The sequence below is a fragment of the Labrys methylaminiphilus subsp. lupini genome, assembly GCF_051161885.1.
Lineage (GTDB): Bacteria > Pseudomonadota > Alphaproteobacteria > Rhizobiales > Labraceae > Labrys.
In genome coordinates this window covers 1,073,176-1,087,152 of the sequence record NZ_JBMDIH010000002.1, presented here as the reverse complement: position 1 = coordinate 1,087,152, position 13,977 = coordinate 1,073,176, and the positions used below count along the sequence as shown (strand labels likewise).

Sequence of the window (13,977 nt, the reverse complement as noted above, 5' to 3'; positions counted from 1 at the left end):
CATCAGAGACTAATGGTACTTGGAAAAACGCAACAGCGCCCTTCAGTCGGATCCACGGTCTCGGCTGTGCGCCTGCAAGCGATCGGCGCCGCGGACGCCGCTGCCTTCAACGCTTTCTATCGCCATCGTCAGCCTGCGAGGATCCGCATTGCCGGCGAGGAGTTCTTCCTTTCTGCCCGATGGCCGCTGCCGGCGATGGATCTGGGCAACGTCACAGCCATCGACTTCAAATTCGGTGCCGCAAGAGGCCGGCTTTGCCTCACGCGCGCAGTGCTCGAACGTTGGCTGATACGAGCCAACCCCGGTATCACCGCCGGCCCGCCGGCCCCCACCCATGCCGCCTTGCTGCTGGAATCCTTCCTGCGCGAGGAGATCACCTGGCTGGAACGGCAACTGGACGAGGCGATCGAGCTGATCGCGGTCGCCCCTCTCGACCGCGTAGCCGATATGCCTTTCGCGTTCGCTGTCCGGACCACCGGCCAGGCCGACGGTACCTGTCTCCTGCAAGCGAACGCTGAGCTCGCCACCAAGATCGGTGGCCTCCTCGATGCCGCATCGGACACGCCCACGGCACATCGGCTCGGCCTGCCGCTGCCCGTCAGCCTCTGGTGGGCCGCGACCAGCCTCTCCATTGGGGAATTGCGTTCCCTCCAGCCTGGCGACGTCGTCATGGCCGACGGTTGGACCCGCGGAGCGCAGACGGTCCTGATGGTGCTGGCCGAGCGTCGGGCGGCGCTGGCCGAGCCGATCGGGCAGAGCGGCAGACTTGTTTCGGCGCCGATGCCGATCAGCAAAACGAGATGGGGATGGATCATGGATGAGCCACAATCGGCGAGCGGTCGGCCTGACGACACGGGCCTGGAGGATTTGCCGGTGACCGTCGTCTTCGAACTCGCCCGCATGACCATGCCGCTGCACGAGGTCAGCCGGCTCGCTGCCGGATCCATCGTGCCACTGCCCGAGCTTTCCGACCCCACGGTCGATCTCGTAGCCAATGGCAAGCGCATCGGACGCGGGGAGATCGTGAAGGTCGGTGACGGCATGGGAGTGCGTATCGTTCGCATTTCCGCCGATGCTTGAGGGTTCGCCCAATCTTCTCGGCCTTCTCGTCGCGGTCGGCTTGGTCGGCATTCTGCCGTTGGCCGTGGTGACCATGACGGGTTTCCTGAAGATCTCCGTCGTCCTCTTCCTCATCCGCAATGCACTCGGCGTCCAGCAGACACCGCCCAATCTGGTGATCTACGGCATCGCCCTGGTGCTGACGGTCTATGTGACGACACCCTTGATCGGCGAAATCTCAGGGCGACTGCAGCAGGAAAACATTCAGTTCCAGACCACGCAGGACCTGACGCGCGCAGCCGAACTGGCACGCGAGCCGCTCAAGCAGCATTTGCTGCGCTACACCCAGCCGCAGGAGCGTCAGTTCTTCCTGGACGGCACCAAGCGGCTATGGCCCGAGCAGACGCGGGCCGAGGTCAAGGATGACGACCTGCAGATCCTGGTGCCTGCCTTTGTCGCTTCCGAACTGACGCGGGCCTTCGAGATCGGCTTCCTGCTCTATCTGCCCTTCCTCATCATCGATGTGGTGGTCGCCAATGTGCTGATGACGCTGGGCATGATCATGGTCTCTCCGACGCTGATTTCCATTCCTCTCAAACTGCTTCTCTTCGTGGCGATCGACGGCTGGTCGCGCCTGATGCACGGCCTCATCCTCAGCTACAATTGAAGGTTGCACCGCAAGGACCGTCCAATGGCCAATGATTTCATCCTCGCCAAGGTCCAGAGCGCCCTGTGGATGGTGCTGATCCTCTCTGGCCCTGCCATCGTCGCAGCCCTGGTCGTCGGCCTGCTCATCGGCTTTGCGCAGGCGTTGACCCAGATCCAGGACCAGAGCCTGCCGCAGACCGTCAAGCTTGTCGTCGTCCTCGTGGTCATCCTGCTGGTCGGCCCGCTCCTCGGCTACCAGATCGCCAATGAGGCGTCCAAGGTCATGGACGAGTTTCCTGTCGTGACGCGCTAGTCATGGAAAACCTGTTTGCATCCCTCAAGGGGCTGGAAACCCTTATCCTCGCAAGCGCCCTGGCCACGGCGCGCATCGTCGGCCTGGTTGCGCTGATGCCGCTGTTTTCCCGAACCCGGCTGGCGGGAATCTTGCGCACGGGCGTGGCGCTGGCGCTGGCGCTGCCGGTCATCCCGATGACCGTCGAGATCGCCGGCCGGGGTCATGTAGACGCACCCATGATGCTCATGCTGATGTTCAAGGAAGTTGTGATCGGCGCCCTGCTCGGCTTCGTGCTCGGCATACCGTTCTGGGCGGCCGAGGCCGCCGGCAACATCGTCGATCTGCAGCGCGGCTCGACCATGGGCACGCTGATCGATCCGATGATGACCCACGAGACGAGCGCCACCGGCACGCTTCTCATGATCGTCATGGTGGGCATCTATCTGGCCGCCGGCGGCCTCCACCACACCTTGAGCACACTCTACGACAGCTATGCATTATGGGCGATCGACAGCCTCTCGCCAATCTTCAGCCGCGACGCCGGCGCCATCCTCCTCACCTTGCTGACCCGAATCCTGGGCATGGCACTGACGCTGGTGGCTCCACTGATCGTCAGCCTGCTGCTCTCCGACGTCATCCTCGCCTTTCTGGCCCGCGCCTCGCCACACCTCAACATCTTTGCGCTGTCGCTGGTGGTGAAGACCCTCGTCTTCAGCCTCGTCTCGGTGCTCTATGCCGCCTTCCTCGTCCATTACATGACCGGCAGCCTCGCCTTCCTGAACCAGGGCGTGAGCGACCTCAAGGCGCTTGTCGGTGGAGCGAGGTAGCGATGGTCGCAAAAGCAAAAACAGACTGCCAGGCCATATGGAAGCTGTGTGAGTGCTCGGGCCGGCAGTCGAACGACAAAGAGCTGATCCATCCTTCGAAAGAACCAGAAAATACAATAATTCTAATTGCTTGCTCGGGATTTCTCTACTCTCGCGACAAGCAGGGGGCCACAGAGATCAATGGGACGTCCACATATCGCGACGAGGTACGAAGAATTCCGCATGGTTGGTGCTACCAGTCTGCGCGAAGCGATCCGGCTCGGCCACTATCGCGGTCACACCGCCGGGTTGGCGGATGGCAGGCTGCAAGCGGACGTCGTCATCTTGCCGAACAGCCTCGCCGACAACTTCCTGGAATATTGCATGCGCAATCCCAAATCGCTGCCCCTGGTGGGCGTCAACCAGGCTGGAGACCCAAGCCTGCCGACTCTCGGCGAGATCGACGTGCGTACCGACCTGCCCCAATATGATGTCTTTCATGCCGGTCCGCAGATCTGGAGCAGGAGCGACATCATCAGCCTGTGGCGCGAGGATCTGGTCGCCTTTGCACTCGGTGGAACGTTCACCTTCGAGCACATGCTTCAGCAAAACCGCATCGAGGTGCGCCATGTCGCCATGAGCCAGAACGTACCCCTCTATCGCTCTTCTATCCGTACCCAGAGCGTGGGCGTGTTCGGGGGCTACATGGTCGTGTCGATGCGGCCGATCCGAAAGGACCTCGTCGACAGGGTTCGCGCCATGACGGCGCGGTTTCCACACGCCCATGGCTCGCCGGTCCATGTCGGCGATCCCGCCGAGATCGGCATTGACGAGGTCGATAGCCCCGACTGGGGCGATGCGGTCGATGTCCGACCCGACGAGATTCCCGTGTTCTGGGCTTCAGGCCTGACGGCGCAAAGCGTACTGAAATGCTCGACGCCGGAGATGTTCATCACCAATACGCCGGGGCATATGCTGATAACCGACCTCGACGCGGATGCCGACGTCGGCCAGATCCGGCTGTTCTAGCTGTTCGGTACCGGCGTCAATAGCGCAGCAGCGGCAGCAATTGTTTGCCCTGCCGCTTGATCTCGGAGAGATAGGGCGTATCGGAAAGCACGAAATGCGTGATGCCGAGCTCCCGGTATTTGCGCAGCGAACGGGCGACATCGGCAGCCGAGCCGACCAGCCAAGTCGTGCCGGCGCCGCCTCCGCCGAACTTGCCGGGAGCGGTATAGAGATTGTCGTCGAGCACGTCGCCGCGCGAGGAGAGATCGAGCAGCCTGCGCTGCCCCTCGGCGACGGCCTGGCGATGGTCATGCCAGCCGGCACCATTGGTCCTGGCCATCTCGGCGACCTTCGCCTCGGCATCGGCCCAGGCCTGCTCTGTCGTGTCGCGGACCAGCGTGGTGATCCGCAAGCCGAACTCCAAAGGCGGAAGATCGCGGTCGAGTGCCGTGCTCAAGGCCCTGAGGCGTTCGATCCGCTCCCGTACGCCGCCAAACGGCTCTCCCCAGAAAAGCTGGACATCGGCCTCGGTTGCGGCCACGCGCTCCGCCGCCTCCGAGGCGCCGCCGAAATAGAGCCTGGGATGTCGACGCTGGCCATGCGGGGAAATGCGTGGCGCCGCAGTGGAAGCGACAACCCGGAAATGCTCACCGTCAAAGGTGACGTTCTCTTCGGTCCAAAGCCTGCGCACGAGGCGCATGAATTCCCGGGTGCGGGCATAGCGATGCGCCTGCTCCCCCTCGGCATCGCCATAGGCCGCCAGTTTATCCAGGCCCGACACGACGTTCACGCGCACGCGGCCGCCGCTCAGCTGATCAAGCGTGGCCGCGGCGGAGGCGAACTGGGCCGGCTGCCAATAGCCGGGCCGGATGGCGATCAACGGTTCGAAGGTCGAGGTTCGCACGGTAAGGGCAGTGGCGAGGGTGAAGGTATCGGGCCGGCCCCAGCCGGTGCCGATCAGCGCCCCCTTCCAGCCATGGTCCTCCAGGGCCCTGGCCTGACGAGTCAGCGTTTCCAGGCTGTTGTGATCCTCGACGGCTGAATCACCGCGATGGCCGGCCCTGATGTCATTGGGGATGTACCATAGATATTCGCCAGTCCCACTCATGGGTTCGGCCTGCCATTGCCCGTGGCTGCGGAGCCGTCATGATTGCCGGCGTGGCATGCGATCCTGTTCGACATGGTTCGTCTTTCCGTGATCATTCCCGATGTCCCGAAGCGTCCGCGCCCCTAGCATGTGACTTTGAGGTAAGCCGAGATCAGCGCACCTGCCCCCAGCGGCGGATGGTGATCCTTTCCAGCGTCGCGAACACCACGTTCTCCATGACCAGACCGATCAGGATCACGAGGGCGAGGCCAGCGAAGACACGGTCGGTGTAGAGCTCGTTGCGGTTTTGAAAGATGAACCAGCCGAGCCCGCCCTTGCCGGACGAGGCGCCAAACACCAGTTCCGCCGCGATCAGCGTCCGCCACGCAAAGGCCCACCCAATCTTCAGCCCCGAGAGAATCGCCGGCAATGCAGCGGGCACCAGGATCTGAAAAACATAACGTACGCCCCGCAGGCCGTAATTGCGGCCCGTCATGCGCAGGGTCTCTGGCACGGCCTGGAAACCGGCGAAGATGTTGAGGGAAAGCGGCCACAACACTGAATGGATAAGCACGAAGATCAGGCTTCCGGCACCGAGCCCGAACCACAGCAGCGCCAGAGGAAGCAGGGCGATGGCGGGTAGCGGGTTGAACATGGCCGTCAGCGTCGACAAAAGGTCCCGGCCCAATTGGGTGGCGACGGCGAGCGTGGTCAGCGCGAAGGCGAGCACGATACCGGCGAGATACCCCTGGACGAGGACGAGGAGCGACAGCCGCACCCGCTCGGGCAGTTCGCCGCTGGCCATATCGGCAGCGAAGGCCCGTGCGGTCGCCGTGAAGGTCGGCAACAGCAGATCATTGTCCTGATAGCGAGCCGAAATCTCCCACAAGAGCGCGAGGACGATGAGTATCAGGCCCTTGCGCAGCCAACCCTGCTGCCACAGGCGGGTCGCCAGCGGCAGCCGGCGTTCGAGCGCCACTTCGATGAAGGGCGCCAGGTCGTGCTCGAATTCCGGGCGGACCGGTGGAACGAGCGGCCCATTCACGGCCGTACTCATGCCTGCCCTCTCCAACCGACCCTCGCCTCGACTGCCCCCTGCACTTCTGCGCTCTCCTCCTCGAACAGCAGGCGATGGATACGCTGGCTCGCAGCCTGGAAGGCCGTTCCGCCGACGCTCGTCAGGTCCCATTCGTGGCTGTTGATCTCTGCGCGCACCCGGCCCGGGCGCGGCGAGAGCAGCGCTACGCGGTTGCCGACGACAAGCGCTTCCTCGATGGAATGGGTGACGAACAACAGGGTGAAACGGACCTCATCCCACAATTGCAGCAGTTCCTCCTGCATCTTGCGCCGCGTCAGGGCATCAAGCGCCGCGAAAGGCTCGTCCATCAAGAGGATCTCCGGCTGCATGGCGAGCGCCCTGGCGATCGCCACCCGCTGCTTCATGCCGCCCGAGAGCTGGTGCGGGAAGACGTTTGCAAAGGTAACGAGGCCCACCTTGTCAAGGTAATGCAGGGCCCGCTCCCGCGCCCGCTGACGCGGCAGGCTTCCCGAAGCAACGAGCGGGAAGACCACGTTCTGCAACACCGTCTTCCACGGCGGCAGTTGATCAAACTCCTGGAAGACGACGATACGGTCAGGACCCGGCGCGCGTATCGGCCGCCCCCTGAGCACGAATTCGCCTTCGACCGGCCTGATGAACCCCGCCGCCGCCTTCAACAGCGTGGACTTGCCGCAACCCGACGGCCCGAGCAGGACGAAACGATCACCCTCATAGACATCGAGATCCACCCTATGCGTGGCCCGGACGACCTGATGGCGGGTCACATATTCCAGGGTCACCGAGCGTGCCTGCAGCAGCGGCCCTGGCAAGCCGCTCTCGGCAACGGGCTGCAGCGCACGCGGAACGTCGCGCGGCCTGCGAAAAGCAGGCTTGGAAAAACCGTGCAGGAGGCTGTCCGTCATGCGGTCTACCGATCACCCATCTCAAAGTCTTCCTTGGAACGAAGCATTCAGCTGCCGCCGGAAATGCGAGGCTCATCGAAGAAATAGTCCGAAAGACTCTTCGGCTCGTTCTTGATGGCGCCGACGCGGTGCAGGAACTGGCCGAGCCCCAGCGTGTTGTCGGGGGCGATCTTGAAGCTCACTTCCGGGTTCTTGATGATCTGCAGGAGCAGCTTCCGGTCGGTCTTGGCGCCCGTCACCTCCAGATAGATATCGGCCGCCGCCTCGGGATTGTCGCGGATGAACTTGGCGGCTTCATCGAGACCGTCGAGGAAGGCCCTGTAGGTCTTGGGGCTGTCCTTGACGAATTTCTCCGTGGCGTAGAGCACCGTCGAGGAGGCCGGCCCACCCTGCACGTCATAGGATTTGAGAACGATGTGGGCCTTCGGATTTTCGGCGAGTTCCTGTTCCTGGAACGGGGGATTGCCGAAATGGGCCGTGATTTCGGTGCCGCCCTTGATCACCGCCGCGGCGGCTTCCGGATGCGGCAGCGCGACCGAGATCTGGTCCAGCCTGGCATAATCCGCATCGCCCCATTGCTTGGCCGAGGCCCATTGCAGGATGCGCGATTGCACCGAAACGCCGACGGCCGGCAGCGCGATGCGATCCTTGTCGGTGAAGTCGGCAATCGTCTTCACATTGGCGTTGTTGGTGACGAGGTAGTAGGGGAAATTGCCGAGCGAGGCGACGCCCTTGACGTTCTGCCTGCCGTGGGTGCGGTCCCACAGCGTGAACAGCGGTCCGACGCCTGCCCCCGCAATGTCGATGCTGCCCGATAGCAGCGCATCGTTCACCGCCGCCCCGCCCGAGAGCTTGACGAATTCGACATTGATGTCGATGCCTGCGGCCTTCCCGTGCTTTTCGAACAGCTTCTGCGCCTGTGCGACATTAAGCGTGAGATAGACGACGCCGAATTGCTGGGCGATGCGCAATTTGCCCTCTTCGGCCCGTGCCGCTGAGGCGATCAGCAACCCCGCGCCGGCCAGCACCCCAACCATCGCCCGCAAATGACGTTTCATGAAACACCCGCTCGTCGCTCAGAATCCTCTCAAATATAGAAAGTCTATTGAATTAGTCAATTTTATGCGAAACAGCGATTCGCGCCGCCGATAGGCTGCCCGGCTCGCTGTTTGTTTGCACGCAGCCCAGGATCGAGACCGGCCAATGCCCACTCGGCGAGCCGACCCCGCGGGATAGCCCGGCTCTCGAGGGAGAGGCTCGGACGCTATTCGGGGGCAACACGCACGGCGAGCTTGCCGAAATTGCGACCTTCGAGCAGCCCGATAAAGGCTTCGGGCGCCTTGTCCAACCCGTCCACGATATCCTCCTTGTAGCGAAGGCGCCCCGAGGCGATCCATTCCGCCGCCTCCCGATAGAAGGCCGGGCGCTGGTCGGCGAATTCGCGCTGGATGAAGCCGCGGATGAGAAGGCTCTTGCTCAGGACATCCCGCATCACCGGCGGCAGGCGGTCGGGGCCGGGATGGGCATCGGGGCCTGCATTGTATTGCGCAATCAAGCCGCAGACAGGGATACGGGCAAAATCGTTGAGCAGCGGAAACACCGCATCCCATACCCGGCCGCCGACATTCTCGAAATAGATGTCGATCCCCTCGGGGCAGGCAACAGCGAGCTGCGCGCCGAAATCGGGAGCATGGTGATCGACCACGGCATCGAAGCCGAGTTCATCCCGCACGAAGGCACATTTGTCCGCGCCACCGGCGATACCGACGGCGCGGGCGCCCTTGATCCGGGCAATCTGACCAACAACCGAGCCGACGGCGCCGGATGCGGCGGCAACGACGACGGTCTCGCCTGGCTTGGGCTGGCCAATCGTCAACAAGCCCGCATAGGCCGTGAAGCCGGGCATGCCGAGCACCCCGAGCGCCGTGCTCACCGGTGCCGCCTGCGGGTCGAGCTTGCGCAACCCCGCGCCATCGGAAAGCGCGAAGCTCTGCCAGCCGGAATGGGAGAGCACGATGTCGCCCTCCCTGTAATCGGGATGGCGCGAGCGTATCACGCGGGCGACGGTGCCCCCTTCCATGACATCGCCGATCGCCACGGGCTTGGCATAGGATTTGGCCGCGCTCATGCGGCCGCGCATATAGGGATCGAGCGAGAGATAGAGGACCTGGAGAAGGAGCTGCCCCTCCGAAGGCTCGCTGACCGGCACATCCTCGACCCTGAAATTGTCAGGCGAAGGCGCACCGACGGGCCGGGAAGCGAGCACTATTCGCCGATTTACAAGGGTTGACGTCGTCATGATCGAGCCGGCCTCCTTTTAACCTGTTCAAAACGCTCGTTCCGGCCACGGAATGCCCCGCACCGGGAATAGGATGCCTGTTCCATTTAAGGGCGCTTATTGAAATGTCATCGCCGGCCCGCTCATATTTTCGCGCAGTTGCGTTTCTTCGTCATGACCGCTGGCTATGGCAACGGCGGATTCCCTGTCACCGGCCAACGGATCGCAAACGTCGTTACCGGTCTCTATGGCCAGCTCCATTTCCCGTTGCGGCCGGTTTAGGGCCTGTTGCATCCGGTGCCACTGGCGGCGGCTCAGCCCATCTTTTCATGGATAGGCGGGCCAACGATCTCGACCTTGAAGCGTTTGCCGACGGCCTGCGCCTTGGCCAAATCGACAATTTCGGGGCCCAACTCGTTGAAGGCCGCAATGGCGCGGTCATAGCCGCCCGGCGTCATGATGTTCATCACCTTGACTGGCGGCTGGTCCGGCTTGAGATTGTCGAAGGTGTGGGCGACGCCGGGCGGAAAGGTCACGAAGTCGCCGGGGCCGGCCTCGAAGATCTCCTCATCGCCCTGGACCGTGAGGATGCCCTCGAGCACATAGAAGGTGTCCTCCTGGTCCTCGTGCCGATGCAAAGGCGGGCCGCTGCGATAGGACACCTCCCCTACCATCAGGTCGAAGCGTCCATCGCTCAAATCGCCCGATGACTTGACCCGCCAGGGCGCGACCATAGCGCCGTCGCCATGGCGGACCACTCTTGTTCTGGCCATCTCCATCTCCTCTCGTGATAGTAGCTGCGCGCTTATGCGGAACCGCGGATCAGGCGGCCGCGCGAACCTTGTTGATGAGGACGCCAAGCCCCTCGATCTCGCAGACGACCTCGTCGCCCGGCTTGAGGAAACGGCCATCGGCAAGGCCACCACCGGCGCATGTCCCCGTCAGAATCACGTCGCCCGGCAGCAGCGTCATCCCACGGGAGACCTCGGCGATGAGCTGCGGCACCTTCCAGACCATCTCCGCGGTGGATGCCTTCTGGCGGATCTCGCCATTGACCCGGCAGGTCATCGCCAGCGGATAGGGTTCTGCAAGTTCGTCGGCCAGCGTCAGCACCGGCCCGAGCGGGCAGGCATTGTCGAGGCCCTTGGCCTGTGTCCAGTTCTTGCCGTAGCTCTGATTGAGGGCCGGGAAATCCTCGTTCATCTGGAGGTCGCGATAGCTCACATCATTGGCGACCGTATATCCCGCGACATGGTCCAGCGCGCGCCCCGCCGGGATGTCCCGACCGGCGCGTCCGATGACGATGGCGACCTCCACCTCGTGATCGAGCTTCGCCGATACCGGATGTGCGAAGATCGGATCGCCGGGATTGGCGACCGATGACGGGGTCTTGACGAAGAAGAACGGCTTTTCGGGCATCTTCACCCGCGCTTCCGCATCATGGCCGGGATAATTCACGACATGGGCGAGGATCTTCGACCCCGTCTCGATGGGCGCCAGGAGCCTGGCCTGGGCCAGGGGAACCGAGCCGGCATCGCCGGCGGACAGAAGCCGGCCGATCAGCGCTGCACGCGTCGGCTCATCGGCCAGCAGGAACAAGCGAATGTCGCGGAACATCGGGGCCAACCATGCCAGTCCGGCAGCCTGGGCGGCCCTTGGCAGACTGTGCAGCCGATCTCCCTTGACCAAGCCAAGTTCGGGCCCATCCGCCCCCAGAAAACGGGCAATCTTCATATCCACTCCTTCACAACAGCTCATGCAGATCAGTTCTTGGCAGCAGGGCTCAGCCGTGGTGGGCGAGCCGTCGCCTCGGTGGATATCTAGCCCTCGCCTTTATGGACACGGAAGGCTGCCCCGCGCGGACACAGCGTTCGCCCCGACGAGACAGTCTGTCCTGCTTCACGGGGCTATTGAGGGCTGGGGCAGCCGCCTAGGCTGGCGCCACTATCGATAGGGGAGACAGCGGCATGGAAACGATCCGAGACGGGCTGGAAATGGTCCTCGGGCGTATCGACGGTGGCGACAGTGGCCGGCATGTCTTCACCCGCCTCTATCATCAGGCGGCCCGAGCCACGGCCGATGCGGCCGACGCCCGCCACCGCACCGGGCTAACGCTGGGACCCCTCGACGGCACGCTGGTCTCCATCAAGGATCTCTTCGATATCGCCGGCGAGGTCACGCTGGCCGGGTCGCAGGTCCTGGCCGGTGGGCAGCCGTCCCGGGCCGACGCCCTTGTCGTGAGGCGTTTGCGGCGGGCAGGCGCCGTCATTCTCGGCAAGACCAACATGGTCGAGTTCGGCTTCAGCAGCCTCGGCCTCAACCCGCATTACGGCACACCGGCAAATGCGGTGGCGGCGGAGCGCATTCCGGGCGGGTCATCCTCGGGGGCAGGCGTCTCGGTCGGCGAAGGCACCAGCGAGATCGCGATCGGCAGCGACACGGCCGGCTCCATCCGGGTGCCGGCAGCCTTCAACGCTATCGTCGGCTTCAAGCCGACGGCCGGGCGTCATCCCAGGGACGGCGTCCTGCCTTTCTCGCCCTCGCTCGACTCGATCGGGCCCCTCGCCCGCTCGGTGCAGGCCTGCGCGGATGCCGATGCAATCATGGCGGGCGAAGAGCCCCGGGGCCTTGCGCGTCAGCAGATTGCCGGCCTGCGCCTAGGCATACCGGCAGGCCGGCTGCTCGACGGCCTCGACGACAAGGTGGCCGATGCCTTCGAGCGGGCCAGGCGCCATCTGTCCGATCTGGGCGCCGTCGTGACCGATATCACCATCGACGATCTCCTGACGGCACTGGCACAAGCCATCCCATCGGCATCGATCCCGGCGATCGAGTCAGCTGCCATTCACTGGCAGGTGCTGCAGGACGGCGAAACCCACATCGATCCCCGGGTCGCCAGACGCATGCGGCAGGGCAGCGAGGTCACGGCGTCCGCCTATATCCGGGCCCTGCGCGAGCGTATCAGGCTCTGCGCAGCCATGGATGAGCGGCTGCGGCCTCATGATGCCCTCATGCTGCCGACGGTCGCCATCACACCGCCGCTGTTGGCGCCGCTGATCGGCGATGACGCACTCTATCTCGCCACCAATGCGCAGGTCCTGCGCAACACCGTCATGGCCAATCTGTTCGATCTGACCGCCATTTCCCTGCCCTTGCCGTGGTCGAGCCTGCCGACGGGCCTCATGCTCGTCGGCAGGCATGGCAGTGACCGGCAATTGCTGGAGATTGCCGCTGGCGTCGAGGCGATCCTGCCAAAATCACCATCTATCGAGTCAGGGCACTGAGAGCAGCCCGTTCAACGTCCTGGAGCCGCTTCAGACCGCAAGCACCTGCTCGTCATGGACGGCACGGCAATCCATCTCATATTCGAGGCCCTCGACCGGGGGGCGGCAAAAGTGCCAGTCGATCCCGGCATGTCCTGCTCCTCGCCGCATAATCTCGGTTTCGAGGAAGGGATGGATGTCGCCGAGTGTATAGACATGGGTGGCCGTGGTATCGCCCCATGCCATGTCGAAGCTCGCAAGCCGTCGTTCCATCTCGCCGAGCACGAAGGCCGCCTTCTCGCGCATCGCATCCGGCGAGGTGTCGCCAAGACGAATGATGCGCCCGGCATAGGGTCCGTCGCCGGCCCTGGCTTCCCCACTGCCCGATATCACGAAACTCGGCGCCGGACTGGTCGTTGGAATCGTATTTTGGGGAACCGTATAGGAGAAGGCATGGAAGACCGTCTGCCGCGGCGCCTCGACCTTGGGGCAGACATTGGAACGTGCAACCGGATTGGTCTCCCCGTCGAACAGGCCCCAGGCGCGCAGCGTCTCGACATAATGCTGGTTGAAGGCCCGGAAACCGGCATCACTGAACTGGCCGGGCGAGCGCAATTCGCAGGCACAGAAGGCCGTCAGCGGACGGCCCGCTTCCTGCAATGTCCGCCCGATCAGCGTGAACCCTTCCTCCAGTGAAACCGGCCTGGCAAGGCGATGGCGCCGGATAGCATATCCTTCGAGAGCCGCAACGCCGCTGGAATACTGGAAAACGGCCGGTATGAAACGATAGCCTCCCGTTTCGAAGATCTTGGTGGCGGACATCCTGTTCTCCCTTGCAATCACATGTATCTGCTGCCTTGGGTATCGGCATCGGATCGGGGACAGAAGCCTCGCCGCCGGAATGGCCTGTCCGGAAATTTGGACAATCTCGACCGCCGATCCGTTGTATCGAGATGATCAGTCCAACCGGGGATTTCGCCATGCAGGACCACCTTGCCGCCGAAGCCGAAATCGTCTGCCGCAAGGCGCGCCAGGAGGATTTCAGCCCTGCAAGCGAACTCCTGAACCGCTATCATGTCGATCGGCTCAACGCTGAGGAGCGTCAGCACGGTTTCATCTCCGCCCTGTTCACGCCGGCCCAGTTGCAGGACATGGCCGGGGAAATCGGCGTGTTCGTCGCCGCTTCCGAGGGGCGGATCCTCGCCTGCCTGTGTTGCTACGACAGTGCCTCGCCGGCCCTGCCGCCGCCCTATCGCACCATGAGCGGCCATTTCGACGAGTGGCTCTTTCGCGGCACGGCGCTGTCGGCATGGCGCTGCTTTGCCTATGGGCCTGTCTGCATCGATGTATCGGCCCGCGGCAAGGGGCTCCTGCGCCGGCTTTTCGCCGCCATGCTTCCGGAGGTCCGGCAGCGCTACCAGGCCGGCACGGCGTTCGTCGCCAAGGCCAACCCCCGCTCCCTTTCGGCCCATATCGACCAGCTCGGCATGACCCCTGTCGGCGAGTTCAACCATGCCGGCCAGGATTTCGTCGCCCTCGCCTTCGCTATCGACTGAAGGGACGGCGACGTG

At 63.7% G+C, this 13,977-nt stretch carries 15 protein-coding genes; 7 read left to right on the top strand and 8 right to left on the bottom strand.

Annotated features, from left to right (window positions below):
* Window positions 1-66: 66 nt before the first annotated feature.
* The 5 genes from sctQ to ACN6KF_RS30655 all read left to right on the top strand — a co-directional run bounded on the left by sctQ (window position 67) and on the right by ACN6KF_RS30655 (window position 3,837).
* The gene (sctQ, locus tag ACN6KF_RS30675; RefSeq protein ID WP_434960660.1) at window positions 67-1,080 is read left to right on the top strand and encodes a type III secretion system cytoplasmic ring protein SctQ; all 1,014 of its coding nucleotides are present in this window, start codon (window positions 67-69) and stop codon (window positions 1,078-1,080) included.
* On the top strand, window positions 1,073-1,726 hold the full coding sequence (gene sctR, locus ACN6KF_RS30670) for a type III secretion system export apparatus subunit SctR (RefSeq protein WP_149249595.1): 654 nt from the start codon (window positions 1,073-1,075) through the stop codon (window positions 1,724-1,726). Before sctQ ends, sctR begins: the two co-directional genes overlap by 8 nt.
* A 24-nt stretch (window positions 1,727-1,750) precedes the next feature.
* Window positions 1,751-2,020, top strand: a complete 270-nt coding sequence (locus ACN6KF_RS30665; protein ID WP_434960659.1) for an EscS/YscS/HrcS family type III secretion system export apparatus protein — start codon at window positions 1,751-1,753, stop codon at window positions 2,018-2,020.
* Window positions 2,021-2,022: 2 nt separating this feature from the next.
* Window positions 2,023-2,829, top strand: a complete 807-nt coding sequence (gene sctT, locus ACN6KF_RS30660; protein WP_434960658.1) for a type III secretion system export apparatus subunit SctT — start codon at window positions 2,023-2,025, stop codon at window positions 2,827-2,829.
* Between the two features lie 222 nt (window positions 2,830-3,051).
* A complete protein-coding gene (locus ACN6KF_RS30655) occupies window positions 3,052-3,837 on the top strand; it encodes a putative hydro-lyase (protein ID WP_434960657.1) in 786 nt (261 codons plus the stop codon).
* Window positions 3,838-3,853: 16 nt separating this feature from the next.
* On the opposite strand, the gene ACN6KF_RS30650 is transcribed toward ACN6KF_RS30655, so the two are convergent.
* The 7 genes from ACN6KF_RS30650 to ACN6KF_RS30620 all read right to left on the bottom strand — a co-directional run bounded on the left by ACN6KF_RS30650 (window position 3,854) and on the right by ACN6KF_RS30620 (window position 10,877).
* Window positions 3,854-4,924: an LLM class flavin-dependent oxidoreductase gene (locus ACN6KF_RS30650; RefSeq protein WP_434960656.1), complete on the bottom strand. Its 1,071-nt coding sequence runs from the start codon at window positions 4,922-4,924 to the stop codon at window positions 3,854-3,856.
* Between the two features lie 151 nt (window positions 4,925-5,075).
* Window positions 5,076-5,960 (bottom strand): ABC transporter permease, encoded by an 885-nt coding sequence (locus tag ACN6KF_RS30645; protein WP_434960655.1) that lies wholly within the window; start codon window positions 5,958-5,960, stop codon window positions 5,076-5,078.
* Complete coding sequence (locus ACN6KF_RS30640; RefSeq protein WP_434960654.1) at window positions 5,957-6,865, bottom strand: ABC transporter ATP-binding protein; 909 nt, start codon at window positions 6,863-6,865, stop codon at window positions 5,957-5,959. Before ACN6KF_RS30640 ends, ACN6KF_RS30645 begins: the two co-directional genes overlap by 4 nt.
* Before the next feature lie 47 nt (window positions 6,866-6,912).
* Complete coding sequence (locus ACN6KF_RS30635) at window positions 6,913-7,902, bottom strand: ABC transporter substrate-binding protein (protein ID WP_434961350.1); 990 nt, start codon at window positions 7,900-7,902, stop codon at window positions 6,913-6,915.
* Between the two features lie 227 nt (window positions 7,903-8,129).
* Window positions 8,130-9,164, bottom strand: a complete 1,035-nt coding sequence (locus tag ACN6KF_RS30630; protein WP_434960653.1) for an NADP-dependent oxidoreductase — start codon at window positions 9,162-9,164, stop codon at window positions 8,130-8,132.
* Between the two features lie 293 nt (window positions 9,165-9,457).
* A complete protein-coding gene (locus ACN6KF_RS30625) occupies window positions 9,458-9,916 on the bottom strand; it encodes a cupin domain-containing protein (RefSeq protein ID WP_434960652.1) in 459 nt (152 codons plus the stop codon).
* Between the two features lie 49 nt (window positions 9,917-9,965).
* Entirely contained in the window at window positions 9,966-10,877 is a 912-nt protein-coding gene (locus ACN6KF_RS30620; RefSeq protein ID WP_434960651.1) for a fumarylacetoacetate hydrolase family protein, read from the bottom strand.
* A 233-nt stretch (window positions 10,878-11,110) separates the two neighbouring features.
* On the opposite strand from ACN6KF_RS30620, the gene ACN6KF_RS30615 reads away from it, so the two are divergent.
* Window positions 11,111-12,427 (top strand): amidase, encoded by a 1,317-nt coding sequence (locus ACN6KF_RS30615; protein WP_434960650.1) that lies wholly within the window; start codon window positions 11,111-11,113, stop codon window positions 12,425-12,427.
* Between the two features lie 30 nt (window positions 12,428-12,457).
* Here the strand turns inward: ACN6KF_RS30615 and cnbZ are convergent, their stop codons facing one another.
* Window positions 12,458-13,228, bottom strand: coding sequence for a 2-amino-5-chloromuconate deaminase CnbZ (gene cnbZ, locus ACN6KF_RS30610; RefSeq protein WP_434960649.1), 771 nt, complete (start codon window positions 13,226-13,228; stop codon window positions 12,458-12,460).
* Between the two features lie 158 nt (window positions 13,229-13,386).
* Between cnbZ and ACN6KF_RS30605 the strand changes: the two genes are divergently transcribed.
* Window positions 13,387-13,962: a GNAT family N-acetyltransferase gene (locus ACN6KF_RS30605; protein ID WP_434960648.1), complete on the top strand. Its 576-nt coding sequence runs from the start codon at window positions 13,387-13,389 to the stop codon at window positions 13,960-13,962.
* Window positions 13,963-13,977 lie beyond the last annotated feature (15 nt).